This is a genomic window from Pseudoalteromonas sp. AS84 (assembly GCF_038900255.1).
Taxonomy (GTDB): domain Bacteria; phylum Pseudomonadota; class Gammaproteobacteria; order Enterobacterales; family Alteromonadaceae; genus Pseudoalteromonas.
Genome location: NZ_JBBMQY010000017.1, coordinates 45,452 through 59,359, shown reverse-complemented (window position 1 = coordinate 59,359; position 13,908 = coordinate 45,452). Strand labels below are relative to the sequence as shown.

General features: G+C 39.4%; 13 protein-coding genes. 7 read left to right on the top strand and 6 right to left on the bottom strand.

Features of this window, described 5'->3' with window-relative positions; all coding sequences use genetic code 11:
• Nucleotides 1–10: 10 nt before the first annotated feature.
• Nucleotides 11–787 carry an aldolase gene (locus WNY79_RS15820; RefSeq protein ID WP_342876347.1) on the bottom strand — a complete coding sequence of 259 codons (777 nt, stop codon included), beginning with the start codon at nucleotides 785–787 and terminating at the stop codon, nucleotides 11–13.
• 108 nt (nucleotides 788–895) lie between these two features.
• Here WNY79_RS15820 and WNY79_RS15815 point away from each other — a divergent pair, with 108 nt between their 5' ends.
• The 3 genes from WNY79_RS15815 to WNY79_RS15805 all read left to right on the top strand — a co-directional run bounded on the left by WNY79_RS15815 (nucleotide 896) and on the right by WNY79_RS15805 (nucleotide 4,750).
• On the top strand, nucleotides 896–2,362 hold the full coding sequence (locus WNY79_RS15815; RefSeq protein WP_342876346.1) for a PLP-dependent aminotransferase family protein: 1,467 nt from the start codon (nucleotides 896–898) through the stop codon (nucleotides 2,360–2,362).
• A 105-nt stretch (nucleotides 2,363–2,467) separates the two neighbouring features.
• Nucleotides 2,468–4,396 (top strand): RecQ family ATP-dependent DNA helicase, encoded by a 1,929-nt coding sequence (locus tag WNY79_RS15810; protein WP_342876345.1) that lies wholly within the window; start codon nucleotides 2,468–2,470, stop codon nucleotides 4,394–4,396.
• 45 nt (nucleotides 4,397–4,441) lie between these two features.
• The gene (locus WNY79_RS15805) at nucleotides 4,442–4,750 is read left to right on the top strand and encodes a YkgJ family cysteine cluster protein (RefSeq protein ID WP_010554993.1); all 309 of its coding nucleotides are present in this window, start codon (nucleotides 4,442–4,444) and stop codon (nucleotides 4,748–4,750) included.
• A gap of 74 nt (nucleotides 4,751–4,824) precedes the next feature.
• On the opposite strand, the gene WNY79_RS15800 is transcribed toward WNY79_RS15805, so the two are convergent.
• The 4 genes from WNY79_RS15800 to WNY79_RS15785 form a co-directional block, all read right to left on the bottom strand.
• Nucleotides 4,825–6,444 (bottom strand): methyl-accepting chemotaxis protein, encoded by a 1,620-nt coding sequence (locus tag WNY79_RS15800; protein ID WP_342876344.1) that lies wholly within the window; start codon nucleotides 6,442–6,444, stop codon nucleotides 4,825–4,827.
• A 236-nt stretch (nucleotides 6,445–6,680) separates the two neighbouring features.
• A complete protein-coding gene (locus tag WNY79_RS15795; RefSeq protein ID WP_010554991.1) occupies nucleotides 6,681–7,298 on the bottom strand; it encodes a glutathione S-transferase in 618 nt (205 codons plus the stop codon).
• A 50-nt stretch (nucleotides 7,299–7,348) separates the two neighbouring features.
• Complete coding sequence (locus tag WNY79_RS15790; protein WP_076924963.1) at nucleotides 7,349–8,377, bottom strand: NADP-dependent oxidoreductase; 1,029 nt, start codon at nucleotides 8,375–8,377, stop codon at nucleotides 7,349–7,351.
• Between the two features lie 181 nt (nucleotides 8,378–8,558).
• The gene (locus WNY79_RS15785) at nucleotides 8,559–9,047 is read right to left on the bottom strand and encodes a GNAT family protein (RefSeq protein WP_197185301.1); all 489 of its coding nucleotides are present in this window, start codon (nucleotides 9,045–9,047) and stop codon (nucleotides 8,559–8,561) included.
• A 149-nt stretch (nucleotides 9,048–9,196) separates the two neighbouring features.
• Here WNY79_RS15785 and WNY79_RS15780 point away from each other — a divergent pair, with 149 nt between their 5' ends.
• A complete protein-coding gene (locus WNY79_RS15780; protein WP_342876343.1) occupies nucleotides 9,197–10,402 on the top strand; it encodes an anhydro-N-acetylmuramic acid kinase in 1,206 nt (401 codons plus the stop codon).
• A gap of 27 nt (nucleotides 10,403–10,429) precedes the next feature.
• Here WNY79_RS15780 and WNY79_RS15775 read toward each other — a convergent pair whose 3' ends face one another.
• Nucleotides 10,430–10,915 (bottom strand): hypothetical protein, encoded by a 486-nt coding sequence (locus WNY79_RS15775; protein ID WP_024032946.1) that lies wholly within the window; start codon nucleotides 10,913–10,915, stop codon nucleotides 10,430–10,432.
• Between the two features lie 700 nt (nucleotides 10,916–11,615).
• On the opposite strand from WNY79_RS15775, the gene WNY79_RS15770 reads away from it, so the two are divergent.
• From WNY79_RS15770 to WNY79_RS15760, 3 genes are all read left to right on the top strand, one after another.
• Nucleotides 11,616–12,035, top strand: a complete 420-nt coding sequence (locus WNY79_RS15770) for a hypothetical protein (protein WP_342876342.1) — start codon at nucleotides 11,616–11,618, stop codon at nucleotides 12,033–12,035.
• 108 nt (nucleotides 12,036–12,143) lie between these two features.
• Complete coding sequence (locus WNY79_RS15765; RefSeq protein ID WP_342876341.1) at nucleotides 12,144–12,491, top strand: hypothetical protein; 348 nt, start codon at nucleotides 12,144–12,146, stop codon at nucleotides 12,489–12,491.
• A gap of 849 nt (nucleotides 12,492–13,340) precedes the next feature.
• Nucleotides 13,341–13,826 (top strand): hypothetical protein, encoded by a 486-nt coding sequence (locus tag WNY79_RS15760; RefSeq protein ID WP_342876340.1) that lies wholly within the window; start codon nucleotides 13,341–13,343, stop codon nucleotides 13,824–13,826.
• Nucleotides 13,827–13,908: the final 82 nt, after the last annotated feature.

Sequence of the window (13,908 nt, the reverse complement as noted above, 5' to 3'; positions counted from 1 at the left end):
TTTAATACTCCTAAATGCAGTCGTTATGGTGCTTTAAAGCTTGTCGTGCGTAATACGCAAAATTCACTTGGTTACGTTTTTCTGTTGAGACCCAATCATGGGCTTCTTGTGCTAAATTCTCGGGGAGTGGTTTAATTGTTCCGGCAGCCATAGCAAGTAATTGTAGTTTTGCGGCTCGCTCAATTAAAATGGCAAGGTTACACGCCTCTTCAATTGTTTTTCCTACAACTAGTTGGCCATGATGAGCTAGAAATAATGCTCTGTTTTTACCCAAAGCTTTTGAGATGAGTTCACCTTCTTCGTTACCAACAGGGACACCTGGCCAGTGGTCAACAAATGAACAGTCGTTGTATAGTCCACAGGTATCCATTTGAGAAATCACTAATGGCACTTCCAGCATTGAGAGCGCCGCTATGTGCGTTGGATGTGTATGGATTATACAATTTACCTCAGGATGCTCTTTGTATATCCAAGTATGAAAACGATTAGCTGGATTTGCCATTGCATTTAGCTCTAAAGGCTTCAGGTCGTGATCAACTTCTATTAAATTTTCAGCGGTAATTTCGTCAAATCCAAGCCCAAACCTCTGCGTTAAGAATGTTTGGCTTATAGGTAAACGGCTGGTAATTTGACCGGCTAGCCCTGAGTCATGGCCTTTATCGAATAAAATTCTGCATGTTAAAGCCAGTTTTTGCCTATCTGTAAATTGGCTGTCTTCTATAAGGGTATTCATGTTTTTCTTAGCTATTTGCATGAGTGCGTGTTTAGTTGCATTTGCTGTTTTCACCTAATCTCTCCAGTGGTTATGTTTTGACATTAACGTAAAGGTAGCGTTAATCTGGATTAAAAATAAGAACCAGATATGTTATTTATATAGGGCCAGCTGCGAGGGCGTATGTTAAGACCTTGGGATATTAAATTTTCGTTTGAAGGCAATAATGCAAAAACACTTCACTCTAAGTTATTGAACTGTTTAGTAAATGATATAAAAAATGGACGGTTACTACCTGGGAGTATGTTACCTGGCACCCGTACTTTAGCTAAACAGCTAAATATAAACCGAAAAACAGTACAGTATGTATATGAAGAGTTAGAAGTGCAGGGGTGGTTAAAAAGCAAAGTTAGGCGTGGAACCTTTGTGGCTGAATCTTTACCAGAACAAACTTTGTCAGACGCAGATAATAAATTAGTTAGTAGCACTGTAAAAACAAAAGCCCCCTCTGATTTAACAGAAGAGCTATATATTGAGGCTTTAGTGCAGGCAAGCTGTATAACAACAACTAATGACGGTACCCCTGATGCGCGATTAATTCCATATGAGTTATTAGCCAGAACATATAGGCGCATATGTGTAAATTTAAGCCGACGATCAAAGCTTGGTTATGGAGATCCCAGAGGGGCATTAGAGCTAAGAATGTCAATACAAAAAATGGTTTCAAGTGATCGCTATATAAACTGCTCAGAGCAAGAGATATGCATTGTTAGAGGAAGCCAAATGGGTATTTATTTAGCTTCAAGGGTGCTCGATCCAAAAAATGGCGCCATTATTATGGAAGAGCTGTGCTATGCACCTGCTCAAGCTACTTTTGAAGCAAATGGCTTTAAAGTATTGAAGTGTAAATTAGATAAAGATGGACTTAATATCGATCACTTACAAGAGTTAATTCGTGATAATAAAATTGCGGGCATATATGTTACACCTCATCATCAATACCCAACCACAGTATGTTTACCAATGGAGCGAAGGTTGGCTTTGCTTCGCCTTTCAAAGTGCTACCATTTAACCATAATAGAAGATGACTACGACCACGAGTTTCATTACGAAACTAACCCCATTCCTCCATTAGCGAGTTTACCTAATTCCGAAAATGTTGTTCACATAGGGTCTATGTCAAAAGTGTTTGCTCCTGGGTTAAGGCTTGGCTACATCGTTTGTGGTACCGAGTTTATTCAGCGCGCAGCACAAGAGATAGTACTTATAGATAGGCAAGGAAATACAATCACAGAGCATGTTGTATCTGACTTAATGGAGGCTGGCGAAGTTAAAAGGCATATAAGAAAAGTAAGGCGGGAATATAGGCAAAGAAGAGATCATACCGTAAATGAGTTTTCGCGTATTTTTGGTAGCAAGATATCGTTTGATATACCTACCGGTGGATTGGCTATTTGGGTTGATATATCTAAAATGACGAAAGGAAAAGACTTATCCGATTTTAAGAGTAACGATTCGATTTTGAGTACTTTTTTTAATAACGCTCAGCAAACACCAACTCATATCCGCTTTGGCTTTGGATCGATAGATAAAACGGAAATTACTTATTCGATTCAATCACTTTACGCGACTTTAGTTGATGAAAAATAAGGCACTAAATTTTAATATTACTTTTACATAAAAAGTAATATTGAATATAAGTTATAATCGCTTAAACCTATTCTATTAGCCGCTGTAGTACCGAAAAGGACATTTATGACCACGCCATTAATTCAATCACTTGAGCAGCACTTTGGTTTTAGCCAGTTTAGAACAGGGCAACAACAAACTATAGAGCAGCTTTTAAATGGTCAATCGTCGTTGGCTATATTTCCGACCGGCTCGGGTAAATCGTTGTGCTATCAATTAACTGCGTTGCATTTACCAAATTTAACATTAGTGGTTTCGCCTTTGCTTGCATTGATGAAAGATCAAATTAGCTTTTTAAATAGCAAAGGTATTTATGCTGCCAGCCTTGATTCGAGCCAAGATCAAATGCAAAGCAGCACCGTAATGAATGATGTGCGAAATGGTAAAATTAAAGTATTAATGGTGTCGGTTGAGCGTTTTAAAAATGAGCGTTTTAGAGAGTTTATAAGCCAAGTGGCGCTTTCGATGTTAGTGGTCGACGAAGCGCACTGTATATCTGAATGGGGCCATAACTTTAGACCCGATTACCTTAAGCTACCGCGTTACCGTGAAGAGCTTAATATTCCTCTAGTGTTGTTACTTACTGCAACGGCCACTAAAAAAGTAAAACGCGATATGGCAGAGCGATTTGCTATATCGCCTGAGTGCATTGTGCAAACGGGCTTTTACCGCGCTAATTTAGATTTAAGTGTGCTGAGCGTTAAAACCGCCGATAAAAACACCGAGCTTGCTAACATTGTACGCGCGCAAAGTGGCCCTGGTATTGTGTATGTAACGCTGCAGCAAAGCGCAGAACAAGTCGCTAATGTGCTAAGTGCGCAAGGTGTGCATGCGGTGGCGTATCATGCGGGGCTTGAAGATACGCTACGTTGGCAAATTCAAGATGACTTTATGGCGGGTAAAATTAACGTAGTAGTGGCAACCATTGCCTTTGGTATGGGCGTTGATAAATCGGATATTCGCTTTGTTATACATTACGATTTACCAAAATCGATTGAAAACTACAGCCAAGAAATTGGCCGAGCAGGGCGCGATGGTAATCCATCAAACTGTTTCACGCTTGCTAACCTAGACGGCCTAAATACGGTTGAAAACTTTGTATATGGCGACACTCCTGAGCTTAGCGGTATTGAATACGTAATTAACGATATTCGCCAAAGCCACCAGCAATGGGAAATGCAAGAATATAGCTTATCGAGCGAAAGTAATATTAGGCAACTGGCACTTAAAACCTTACTCGTACAGCTTGAAATGCAAGGCGCAATAACGCCGCAATATGCTTACTACGCCGATTTTAAGTACAAATTTTTGGTGGATAAAAACGAGCTACTAAGCCAATTTGACGAGCAACGCCAAGCATTTTTAACACAAATATTTAGCCACACCGATTTTAAAAAAATATGGGGCACGCTAAATTTTGACTCGCTTACACAAGCTGCGCAGGTTGATCGAAAACGCGTAGTGGCTGCTCTTGATTACCTAGCCGAAAAAAACCTAATAACGCTTGAAACCAAACGTATTACTCAAGTATACAAAGTGCATGCAGAGGTTATAAATAACCCTGAACTTGCCCAGCAACTTCATGATTACTTTACCGATAAAGAACAAGCCGAAATTAAACGTATTGCTGCACTGGTACGCTTTTTTGAGCTACAAAGTTGCTTAAGCTATAACTTAGCGCGCTATTTTGACGATCAAAATGCGCCAGCGCAATGCGGACATTGTAGTGTATGCAGAGGCCATGCGGTTAAGCTTGAATACTCTATAGAGCCTGCATATATTGACGAGCAACTTATTTATCAAAAGGTAGATGAGTTTTTAGCGCATATGGCGGGCAAAGGTAATCATAATGTGGGTATTGAAACCCAATGCCGCTTTTTAGCGGGGATGAGTGTGCCGTTATTTGCGCGTAATAAAGTGCGCCAACTGAGTGGTTTTGCGCTGTGCGAGCAGATGCGTTACAGCGATATAAAAGCAAAACTACTAGCGCGTTAAATTAGTTACTGTATCCTAGTGGCTTATTCAAAAAAGTAAGCCACTATGCCTCATATTGTTATTCCCGTTGAAAATATTTCTACTACCCCAGAGCCAGTTACCTGTGCTAACTGCCAAGCCTGTTGTTGCCAATTAGAAGTGCGCATAGTTACCGACACCGGCGTGCCTTTTAACTATATAGAATACGATAAATGGGGCAGCGAAGTAATGAAACGCGCTGACGACGGCTGGTGCCAAGCACTCGACCGTAATACGCTTATGTGCTCTATTTACGAAAACCGCCCATTAGTATGTCGCGAGTTTGAAATGGCGTCGGGTGAGTGTATTACCGAGCGTGATTTAGCGGGTATATAGTCCGCTATTATTAAAGTACATAAACAACAAAGGGGCTTAAAGCCCCTTTTTAATTACTGTAAAACGCTAAACAATTAAACTTTAAAGTAACTAATATACTTTTTAAGTGTGTTTGAAAGGTCAGCTAATGCAACTGCTTCTTGCGCGTTACTGTTAAGCGACATGCTGGTTTCTTTTGACATACTGGCAATTTCTTCTACGCCGGTACTAATTTGCGCCACGGTGGCTACTTGGTTTGATGTTGATTCAACAATTTCAAGCACGTTACTTAATGAGTCGTTGGCTTGTTGCTGTATTTGATGCAGTAGCTCGTTTGCTTCGTGAGTAAGTGTTAAGCCATTTTCTACTTGCGGTACTGTGGTTTCCATAGCAGTTACCGACGCTTGCGTGTTTTCTTGTACTTGCAAAATCATCTTTTCGATATCGCCTGTTGCATCACCAGTACGCTGGGCAAGTTGCCTTACTTCGTCAGCAACAACAGCAAAACCTCGGCCTGTTTCGCCTGCTCTAGCGGCTTCTATTGCCGCATTTAGTGCAAGTAAGTTTGTTTGATCGGAAATACTGCGGATCACACTTAAAATATCGCCAATGTGTTTTACATGTTCTTGCAACACGTTTACTTGAGTAACTGTGGCTTTTACGGTCACTGAAATTTGCTCAATTTCGGCGGCAACTTTTTGTACTGCAACACTACCTTGCTGTGACAACTGCGCCGTTATTTTTGAGTTATCTTCTGTTTGCCTAACTGAATCGGCTACAGCATGAATACTGCGGCTCATTTCTTCTAGGCTGCTTACTGCTGAGTTTGTATAAGTAACTTGTGCGTCAGCGGCACTAAGTGCTTGCTGCGAGCCAGACGCTACGCTTGCAGAGTGGGTAGAAAGCTCTTCAGATGAGTTAATAATGCTATCTACAATGGTTTTTAATTTAGATTGCATCACCCCTACAGAAGCCATCATGCTATTTGGGCAACACGACTGTACATCGCCTCTTAAGTCGCCTTGGGCAATAAGGGCAATTACTTCGGCGGCTTCTTGTGGCTCGCCGCCTACAGACTTTCTGATTAGTTGGCTAATAACATACGCAACGCTTGCACCTATTAAAACTGCAAGCGCGGTGAGCGAAATCATCCAAATTTCAAATGAACTGGCAATATCGAGAGTATCAATAGTGGTGGCTTGATTTGCTTGTTCTTGCAGGTTTATAAATTGGTTTATAACATTTAGCCACTCGGTAAACGCAGGGCGCGCATCGGTTAATAAAATGCGCTCAGCTTCGTTTAGGTTTCCTGCGTTTTTAGCGTTTATTACACCTTGAATAAAAGGCTGAGTGCGCTGCTCTATTTGATTTATTTTATTAATTAAAGCGCGTTCTTCGCTATTCATATTACCTATTAGCTCGGCCATAGAGCGGCTTGAGGTTTGGTAAAATGCGTTTAGCTCTTTTATGCTATTTAACACGGTGCTTAAACTGCTTTGATCGGTAATTAGCACTACATCGCGCACGGCTATTGCTCTGTCGTGTACGCTGCCTCTAAAGTTAATTGCGTAACGTTGCTTTACCGAATTTACGTCGGTCATGTGGGTAATATTATTATTAATGAGGCTAACGCGCGAAATTCCAATAATGGTTAAAATAAGCATCATTGATAAAATTACGCCAAAACCGGTCGTTAAACGCATGTTTATGGTCATGGTTGATCCCAAGTGTGAGTCAATACGCGCAAGAGCAGCTTGTATTATTAGTGATTATTCTAAAATAATAGCAGCATTATGCCTTATTAATTAAAGTTTTATTAGCAATAAGGGATTGTTTGTTAATTTAGTTTACAAGCGTAACTTTGGTGGGGTTATTTTGCAGGCATATTTACAGGCATAAAAAAGGGGCTAAATGCCCCTTAGTGTTATATAAAAATATTATATAAAAGTAGTTAGTCGTACTTTGCTTCTAGTTCATTAGCTGTATGAAACTTCTCATGGCTTTGTAATTGCTCGTCGTATTTAACGAGGTTTTTAAAGTGCGCTAATTGACCTGAGTTTTTAACAATTTCAACAATAAACGACATCATAAAGTCAGCACCCGTTAGGGTATCGCCCACTAAATAACGTTTACCTTCAAGGCGGTCGTTAAAGTAGCTAATTACTTTAGCTGTTTCGGCGTCGGCATAGCCTTCTAAAAACTGTGTTTTAGCGCCGTCTTTAAGTACAAACATTTTAAGTAAAAGCGGTAAAATTGCTGAGCTTTCTGCAAAGTGCAGCCACTGTTGGTAGTCAACGTATTCAGCGGTATCTACTTTTGGAGCAAATTTACCGTTACCGTATTTAGTAATAAGGTAATCGGTAATAGCGCCTGATTCAGCAATAATTAGGCCGCCGTCTTCAATTACTGGTGACTTACCAAGTTGATGAATATGCTTTAATTCGTCAGGGGCTAAGAAAGTGTCTTTATTGCGCTGGTAAGCGACGATTTCGTAGTCAACATTTAGCTCTTCTAAAAGCCAAATTACACGTTTAGAACGGGATTTATTTAAATGGTGTAGTTTGATCATGTCAGTCCTTTTGTGGCTTGTAAGGGCTTAGCCTTACAAGCCGTTTAAAATTAAAGTGGGTTATTAATTTTAACCACAGTTTTACCAAAGTTTTTACCGCATATCATATCGTTGAACGCGCCTACTGTATTTTCGATGCCTTCTACCATGTGCTCACGGTATTGAATTTTTCCGTCTTTTAGCCATTTTTGCATGTCTTGTGCAAACTCGTCGTAACGGTCGCCGTAATCATCAAAAATGATAAAGCCTTGCATTTTAATACGCTTAGTAAGCAATTGACCCATTAGCATACCTAAACGGTCAGGGCCTTCTGGTAAGCTAGTTGCGTTATATTGCGATACTAAACCACACAATGGTACGCGTGCTGCGGTATTTAATAGTGGTAGTACGGCGTCGAATACTTTTCCGCCCACATTTTCGTAGTAAACATCTATGCCTTTGTCGCAGGCTTTTTCTAGTTGCTCTTCAAAGTCATCGGCTTTGTGATCAATACACGCATCAAACCCTAGTTTTTCAACGGCATGTGCACATTTTTCACTGCCACCAGCAACACCCACTACTTTACAGCCTTTAATTTTAGCTATTTGACCAACCGTTGCGCCTACTGGGCCTGTTGCAGCTGCAACAACTACGGTTTCGCCTTCTTTAGGCTGGCCAATATCAAGTAAACCCATGTAGGCTGTAAAGCCTGGCATACCCATGATACCTAACGCGTACGAAGGATTTTCAGGCTCTTTACCTAATTGCATTAAGCCTTCGCCATCGGTAATGGCGTAGTCTTGCCAACCTGTGTAGGCAAGTACCCATTCACCGATCCTAAACTTATCGTTTTTAGACTCTTCTACTTGGCACACTGTTGCGCCAACCATTACATCACCAATATTAACAGGATCTGCGTACGACTTAGCATCGCTCATACGACCACGCATGTATGGGTCTAGTGATAAGTAAATAGTGCGTAGTAAAACTTCGCCGTCTTTTAATGCAGGAAGCTCTACCGTTTTTAATTTAAAGTTTTCATCTGTTGGAGCGCCATTAGGGCGTGATTCAAGAGTAAGTTGGCGACTAGTCGTAGACATATAAGATCTCCTATTAATATAAATAAACTACTTACCGAATGTTTACGCTTTTAAAATCGTGTTCAGCTAAACAATAATGCGCGGCTAAGCAGTATGAATATGTACAATGCGTACCTTAATAAAGGAGTTTTGGGCGGGTGGTTGATAATTCAACCTTTACAAAGTATTTATTCTAAACGATTTATTTAAGCTTGCTAAATATATGATTATTGTAAAAATCACCGTTTTTATAAATAGCCTGTTTAAGCACAGCTTCTTGTTCAAAGCCGTTTTGAGTAAGTGCTTTCATAGAGCCGGTATTACCAGCAAACACAGCACCAAAAACTCTGTTTAAGTGTGAGCTTGCAAACGCTTCATTGCATATAAGTTCAATAGCGCGAGTAATAATGCCTTGCCCCCAATAGGCTTTATTAAGCCAATAACCAATTTCGCCACTGTGGCTGTATTCAAATTCGCCGGGAGTTATACCAATACAGCCCGCAAATTGCCCATTTACAACAATGGCCTTAACCATTCCATTTTTAGAACCTTGGTTTATCCACCAATCAGCATCGGCTTGCGTATACGGAAACGGAATTTTTGACGATAAATAACGCGTAACCTGTTCATCATTTAAGGTGCTAATAATAAAAGGCGCGTCTTGGGCTTTAAACTCTCTGAGGGTGATCATATTTTTTCATAAATTTTTAGTATGCATACTAATTTAACAATCATTTAAACGTTAAACAATCAGAACCTAAATTAAACTCTTTACGGCTATTACTTTGTTTTAAAGTCCTCTAATATAAGCAAAATATGATACCTGTTTAAGATACCTTTATGCACCCACACATAGCCGCCCTTTATAATAGTGCCCAAAAGCCAAGCCGTTTAATTATTGGTTTAATGAGTGGTACCTCGTTAGATGGGCTCGATGTAGCGCTTTGCAAAGTAACGGGCGCGGGCTTAAATACACACATTGAGGTTTTAAATTTTACCACCGTTGACTACAACGACGATTATAAAACTAAAATAAAGCAGGTATTTGCTAAGCGGGAATGCGATTTAGAACTTGTTACTTTATTGCATCCGTGGGTAGGTAAACTCCATGGCGGTATGGTTAATCAGTGCTTGCATACTTGGCAGGTAAACCCAGCAAGTATTGATGTAATAGCGAGCCACGGGCAAACCATTTACCACTGTCCGCAGTCGCAGCATAACCACAAAAGCTTTACTAATGGCACCTTACAAATTGGCGACAGTGACCAAATAGCCGTTACTACGGGTATTACTACCATTGGTGATTTTAGGCAAAAACATATAGCGGCAGGGGGCGAGGGTGCACCTTTAGCGGTATATGGCGATTATTTGTATTTTTCGAGCGCTGCTGAGAGTCGGGTTTTGCTAAACATGGGCGGCATAGCTAACTTAACGTTTTTACCAAAAAATGGCGATGCAAACGGTGTGTTTAGTAGCGATATTGGCCCCGGTAATACCATTATGGATGCCTACGTACAGCAACATTTTACAGGGCTACATTATGATGATGGTGCTAAAATAGCAAAAGCAGGCAAGGTAAATACGCCATTATTAAATGCATTATGTAATAACGCATTTTTTGCACTCCCAATGCCTAAAACCACAGGGCCGGAGGTATTTAACTTAGCGTATTTAACCGTCGCGCAGCAGCTTACAAATACTCACCATTTAAGCCATGAAGATGTGATGGCCACCTTAAATACCTTTACTGCAACCGTAATAGCAAACGCATTAAACGAGTGTGTAGAGCGCACACAAAATTGTGTGGTGTATGCAAGTGGTGGCGGTATTCATAACCCATTACTAATGGCGCAACTTACAGCGCTTTGCCCACGTATTGAGGCTTTTAAAAATACCGATGATTTAGGCATAAATCCCGACGCAAAAGAGGCCGTACTATTTGCCATTTTAGCTAACGAATGCCTAGCCGGAGAGCTGCAACACCTAAGTAATACTGAACAAGGTATTGCGGGAGTTACTATGGGTAAAGTGAGTTTTGCAGATTAAGGTTTTATAAGTTCGTATATCAACACATTAAAAAAACGAAAATAAACTTGAGCTCATATTACGAAAGTATTTTTTAACGCCATGTGGCTTAGTTTGGCTTTTAAGTGCTTGCTGATTTTTATAACCTGCTTCAAACGCATTTACTTGCATATCGAACTGTAAACTATTTTTTAAAGTGGCATTTAAGCCATGCAGCATCAATTGCATTACTAAGCAGTGGCTTTGAGTAATTTTACTTAATGTTAAATACACATAACCACGCTCTAAGTCGGCGTTAGTGAGTACTTTTTCAGTAAAGTATTGCGCATCACGGGCACTGGGATACGTTGCGCTCAGCGAAATAATATCGTTTTCGTGGGCGTCGTCAGGCAATACGCATTGCAGCGTTATTTCATGCATAGCACTGGCTTGCAAGGTTAACTGCTCGTATTCCATTGTGTGGCCCATAGCCGCAGAGAGAGGATCTTCAAACGATTGTAACGCAAATGTGAGTTGCGTCATTGGTGTGCTCATTTACTTCAACTTCTAGATTATAAAAAATACAGTTCGAGTTTAAATTATCATCTATTTTGATTGCAGTTTTATGACAAATTGCACTTAATCGGATAATCGCTGTATTTTGATCAAAAAAGATCGCTATATGTTCTTTCTCATTCGGTTTTGGAATGGTTTGTCACACATCTGGAATAAAGAGGCCTATGTGGCAAGGCTTGTAGTGATGGTATTGTTGTTCCTTATTTGGGTTTTTCATAGGGTTTTCTTCATAGGGAATAGAATTTGGTTTTTAGGCTTAAACTAATCAAAGCATTAAATAAAGATCCTAAATTAATATTCCATACTTTATTTTTTTGATTTAATACGGTATGCATTGCGGTTGAATGTTGTAGCACATATTAAAAGAGTGCCCTCACAAGCTAAGCTATCTTATGTTAAAAATGTAGTAAGGCGTTTATGAGCGATAACAGGTCATTGAGATTGGCTAAATATCGTCGTTAATTGATTGGTTAAACTGCGCTTTGCGCATATATTCATGAAAATGAGCGCTGCGCGCAAATTGGGTTATTTAACTTTACCTAAAAGCTTTAGAAAACTTAGTGATAGTAATACCTTAGGTAATTTGTTAAAACTATATAAAGTAGATAAATGAGCGCTAAGTCGGTAGAAATATGCGCGACGAGCGCACTATTAAATTGTTATATAGCACAAGGAAGTTATGCGATATCTTCTAATTTTATGCATTATCCTATTGTCCAGTTGCTCAAGGGAATATCACTCGGCGATTGGCGGAATTCAATTTTCTATAAATAATGCCGACAAGGCTGAGTTAATAAGTAAACTTGATTCTTTCGCTCTTACAAATAACCTTAATAAAGTCTCTGAAGGTGGGGAGCAAATGCTCGCAGAAAAAGCGGCTGTTTTAGTTGCCGCTAAATATGAGCTAGATGACAGTATTCACATTTTTGTTCAAAACTATTTAGACCATGAGTGCTTTTTTGCTGCTGCTTATGACCATGATAAAAACAATGGTAAAAAAGCGCTAAAAATTGCAAAATCATTAAAACAAAGTTTGATTCAATCCTTTGGTTCTAGGCTCACTTTCTACAGCGATAGTCAGTGTAAAAGTGCTATATAACAAGTCGTTAAAGCAGGACAAAAAACAGTTGGCTTTTGCTCCTTCGTCGCTAATTTTAGCCAACAATTTTATTGCCTCTTAACGAGGCGTTAGCATGCAGGGAAGTTTGTGAGAATATTTCTAATTTTGGTGTCATTATTCCTAATTGGATGCTCTCCAGTGTGGGAAGAACCACCTTATGAAGTTTATTACATTGACGGCACTAAAACGTTAGGTCACAGCCTTGGCGAAAGTGCTTATATTGGGCGTATTGATGAACCAATAAATATTGAAACTAACGAAAAATATATTTCGGTTTATGCTTGTCCATATGAAACTTGTGCTTTTTACTACATTGATAAAGTTAAAGATCACAAGTTTGCCGAACACGATGAATTTGTTTATGGTCCCTATACAAAAGATCAGTTTTCAGCTCTAATCAAAAAGTTAGGGTTACCGGTTGTGAGTTCAGTGTAAACTGCAATGCTAACAAGCCAATTAAGCGGGACTAAAAACAGTTTGCTCGTTTTCGCTTCGCTTCACATTTTAGCAAACAATTTTTAGCCCCTTATTGGGGCGTGTATTCAAGGAGGTTTCAGCTGAGAGTCAAGGCTAGCAAAAAGTTAAAAGCTGAAATGTTCAAAAGAGTTTTGATCGCTTTAGTACTTTTTGTAATCGGAGTTTATATTCTAGGTTCACCTGATGGAGTTTGCTTTGAGATATTATCTCGCGCTCTCTGTAATTCCGAAGAGAAGGCTGTAGTTTTTCATTGGATACTGTTTTTTGATTCTCTTTTGCTCGCATATGTTATGTTGCCGTTTTTTCATTTAGGCGCTATGAAATTCATTATTAAAGCAAAGAATACTAACAAGAAAATCAACAAGGACTAAAAACAGTGGGCTTTTGCTCCTACGTCGCCTATTTTAGCCAACAATTTTTGGGTCAAAGGAGTCAAATTTTGACTTCATACTTCGAGGTTTATCAGTGTCTGCTGATGCCACTCTAACTAAGTTTGCTAGAGTACGCCTATTAAATTAACTATACCCTTAAACCTTTAATGTACTTGAGTGGCTAGCAACGTAAGGGTGATCCCTTCCAGCGTTAATTGAGAAATAAGCTCAATTCCAGCATTGAATGGGAAATATTCCAACTTCCTATTGGAAAATCACTTATCAAAGCCTCGCCTTATATGAAGCCCAGCTCCAAGTTTAAATGAGAAAGAACATAAGTGAGGTTGTTTTAGCAGTTTAGAGGTTATATTCAGAACCTGTCTTAAGGGTATGATAATACAAAGCAAATAAAATTTTAGAAATAAGGTATTTATAGATGTTTTTTAATAGAACCGTGTTTTTAGTTTTTACTTTATTATCGGGCTGTTCTATAGCTAAAAGCGTTGATACATTTTCTTTAAGTGAAATGAATGAAACACAATACTTGCTTGAAACAACAACGCAGCCAACTATTAAAGTTATTGCTGATATGCAAGGAGCTGACGAGCTAGAATTAGTAAGGGTTTATGATTTAACGTGTAATGGTGTTAACTACCAAGTGCCTGCCGTTAAGGGAGATATCGAAAACGCGGAATCTATTGCTGAACACATAGAGTATTTTATATTTAAAAACGTAGGCGATGATTTATCAGCGATTAATACAATCGGATCTATTGAGGTTAAAAGGCGAAGTGATGGTATTGTAGTTAATGAGCACACCATCGACCCATCACTGGCCAGTTTTAATAAAAACCTGTGTAACAGTATTAACCGCAGCGGCGATATGGATTACCCAATACAATTTGCAGGCGCTAGTAATTAGTATTTATAAACTAACTTAAATATTATTTACTGAGTAACTACAAAGCCCCTGTGTTAAACGTAACGTTTAACACAGGGGCTTT

What these genes read in the sequence shown, in the direction of transcription:
- WNY79_RS15760 (WP_342876340.1), top strand. Translation starts at nt 13,341, where the DNA reads ATGTTTTTTAATAGAACCGTGTTTTTAGTTTTTACTTTATTATCGGGC.
- WNY79_RS15770 (WP_342876342.1), top strand. Translation starts at nt 11,616, where the DNA reads ATGCGATATCTTCTAATTTTATGCATTATCCTATTGTCCAGTTGCTCA.
- WNY79_RS15800 (WP_342876344.1), bottom strand. Translation starts at nt 6,444, where the DNA reads ATGACCATAAACATGCGTTTAACGACCGGTTTTGGCGTAATTTTATCA.
- WNY79_RS15785 (WP_197185301.1), bottom strand. Translation starts at nt 9,047, where the DNA reads ATGATCACCCTCAGAGAGTTTAAAGCCCAAGACGCGCCTTTTATTATT.
- WNY79_RS15810 (WP_342876345.1), top strand. Translation starts at nt 2,468, where the DNA reads ATGACCACGCCATTAATTCAATCACTTGAGCAGCACTTTGGTTTTAGC.
- WNY79_RS15780 (WP_342876343.1), top strand. Translation starts at nt 9,197, where the DNA reads ATGCACCCACACATAGCCGCCCTTTATAATAGTGCCCAAAAGCCAAGC.
- WNY79_RS15815 (WP_342876346.1), top strand. Translation starts at nt 896, where the DNA reads ATGTTAAGACCTTGGGATATTAAATTTTCGTTTGAAGGCAATAATGCA.
- WNY79_RS15805 (WP_010554993.1), top strand. Translation starts at nt 4,442, where the DNA reads ATGCCTCATATTGTTATTCCCGTTGAAAATATTTCTACTACCCCAGAG.
- WNY79_RS15775 (WP_024032946.1), bottom strand. Translation starts at nt 10,915, where the DNA reads ATGAGCACACCAATGACGCAACTCACATTTGCGTTACAATCGTTTGAA.
- WNY79_RS15795 (WP_010554991.1), bottom strand. Translation starts at nt 7,298, where the DNA reads ATGATCAAACTACACCATTTAAATAAATCCCGTTCTAAACGTGTAATT.
- WNY79_RS15790 (WP_076924963.1), bottom strand. Translation starts at nt 8,377, where the DNA reads ATGTCTACGACTAGTCGCCAACTTACTCTTGAATCACGCCCTAATGGC.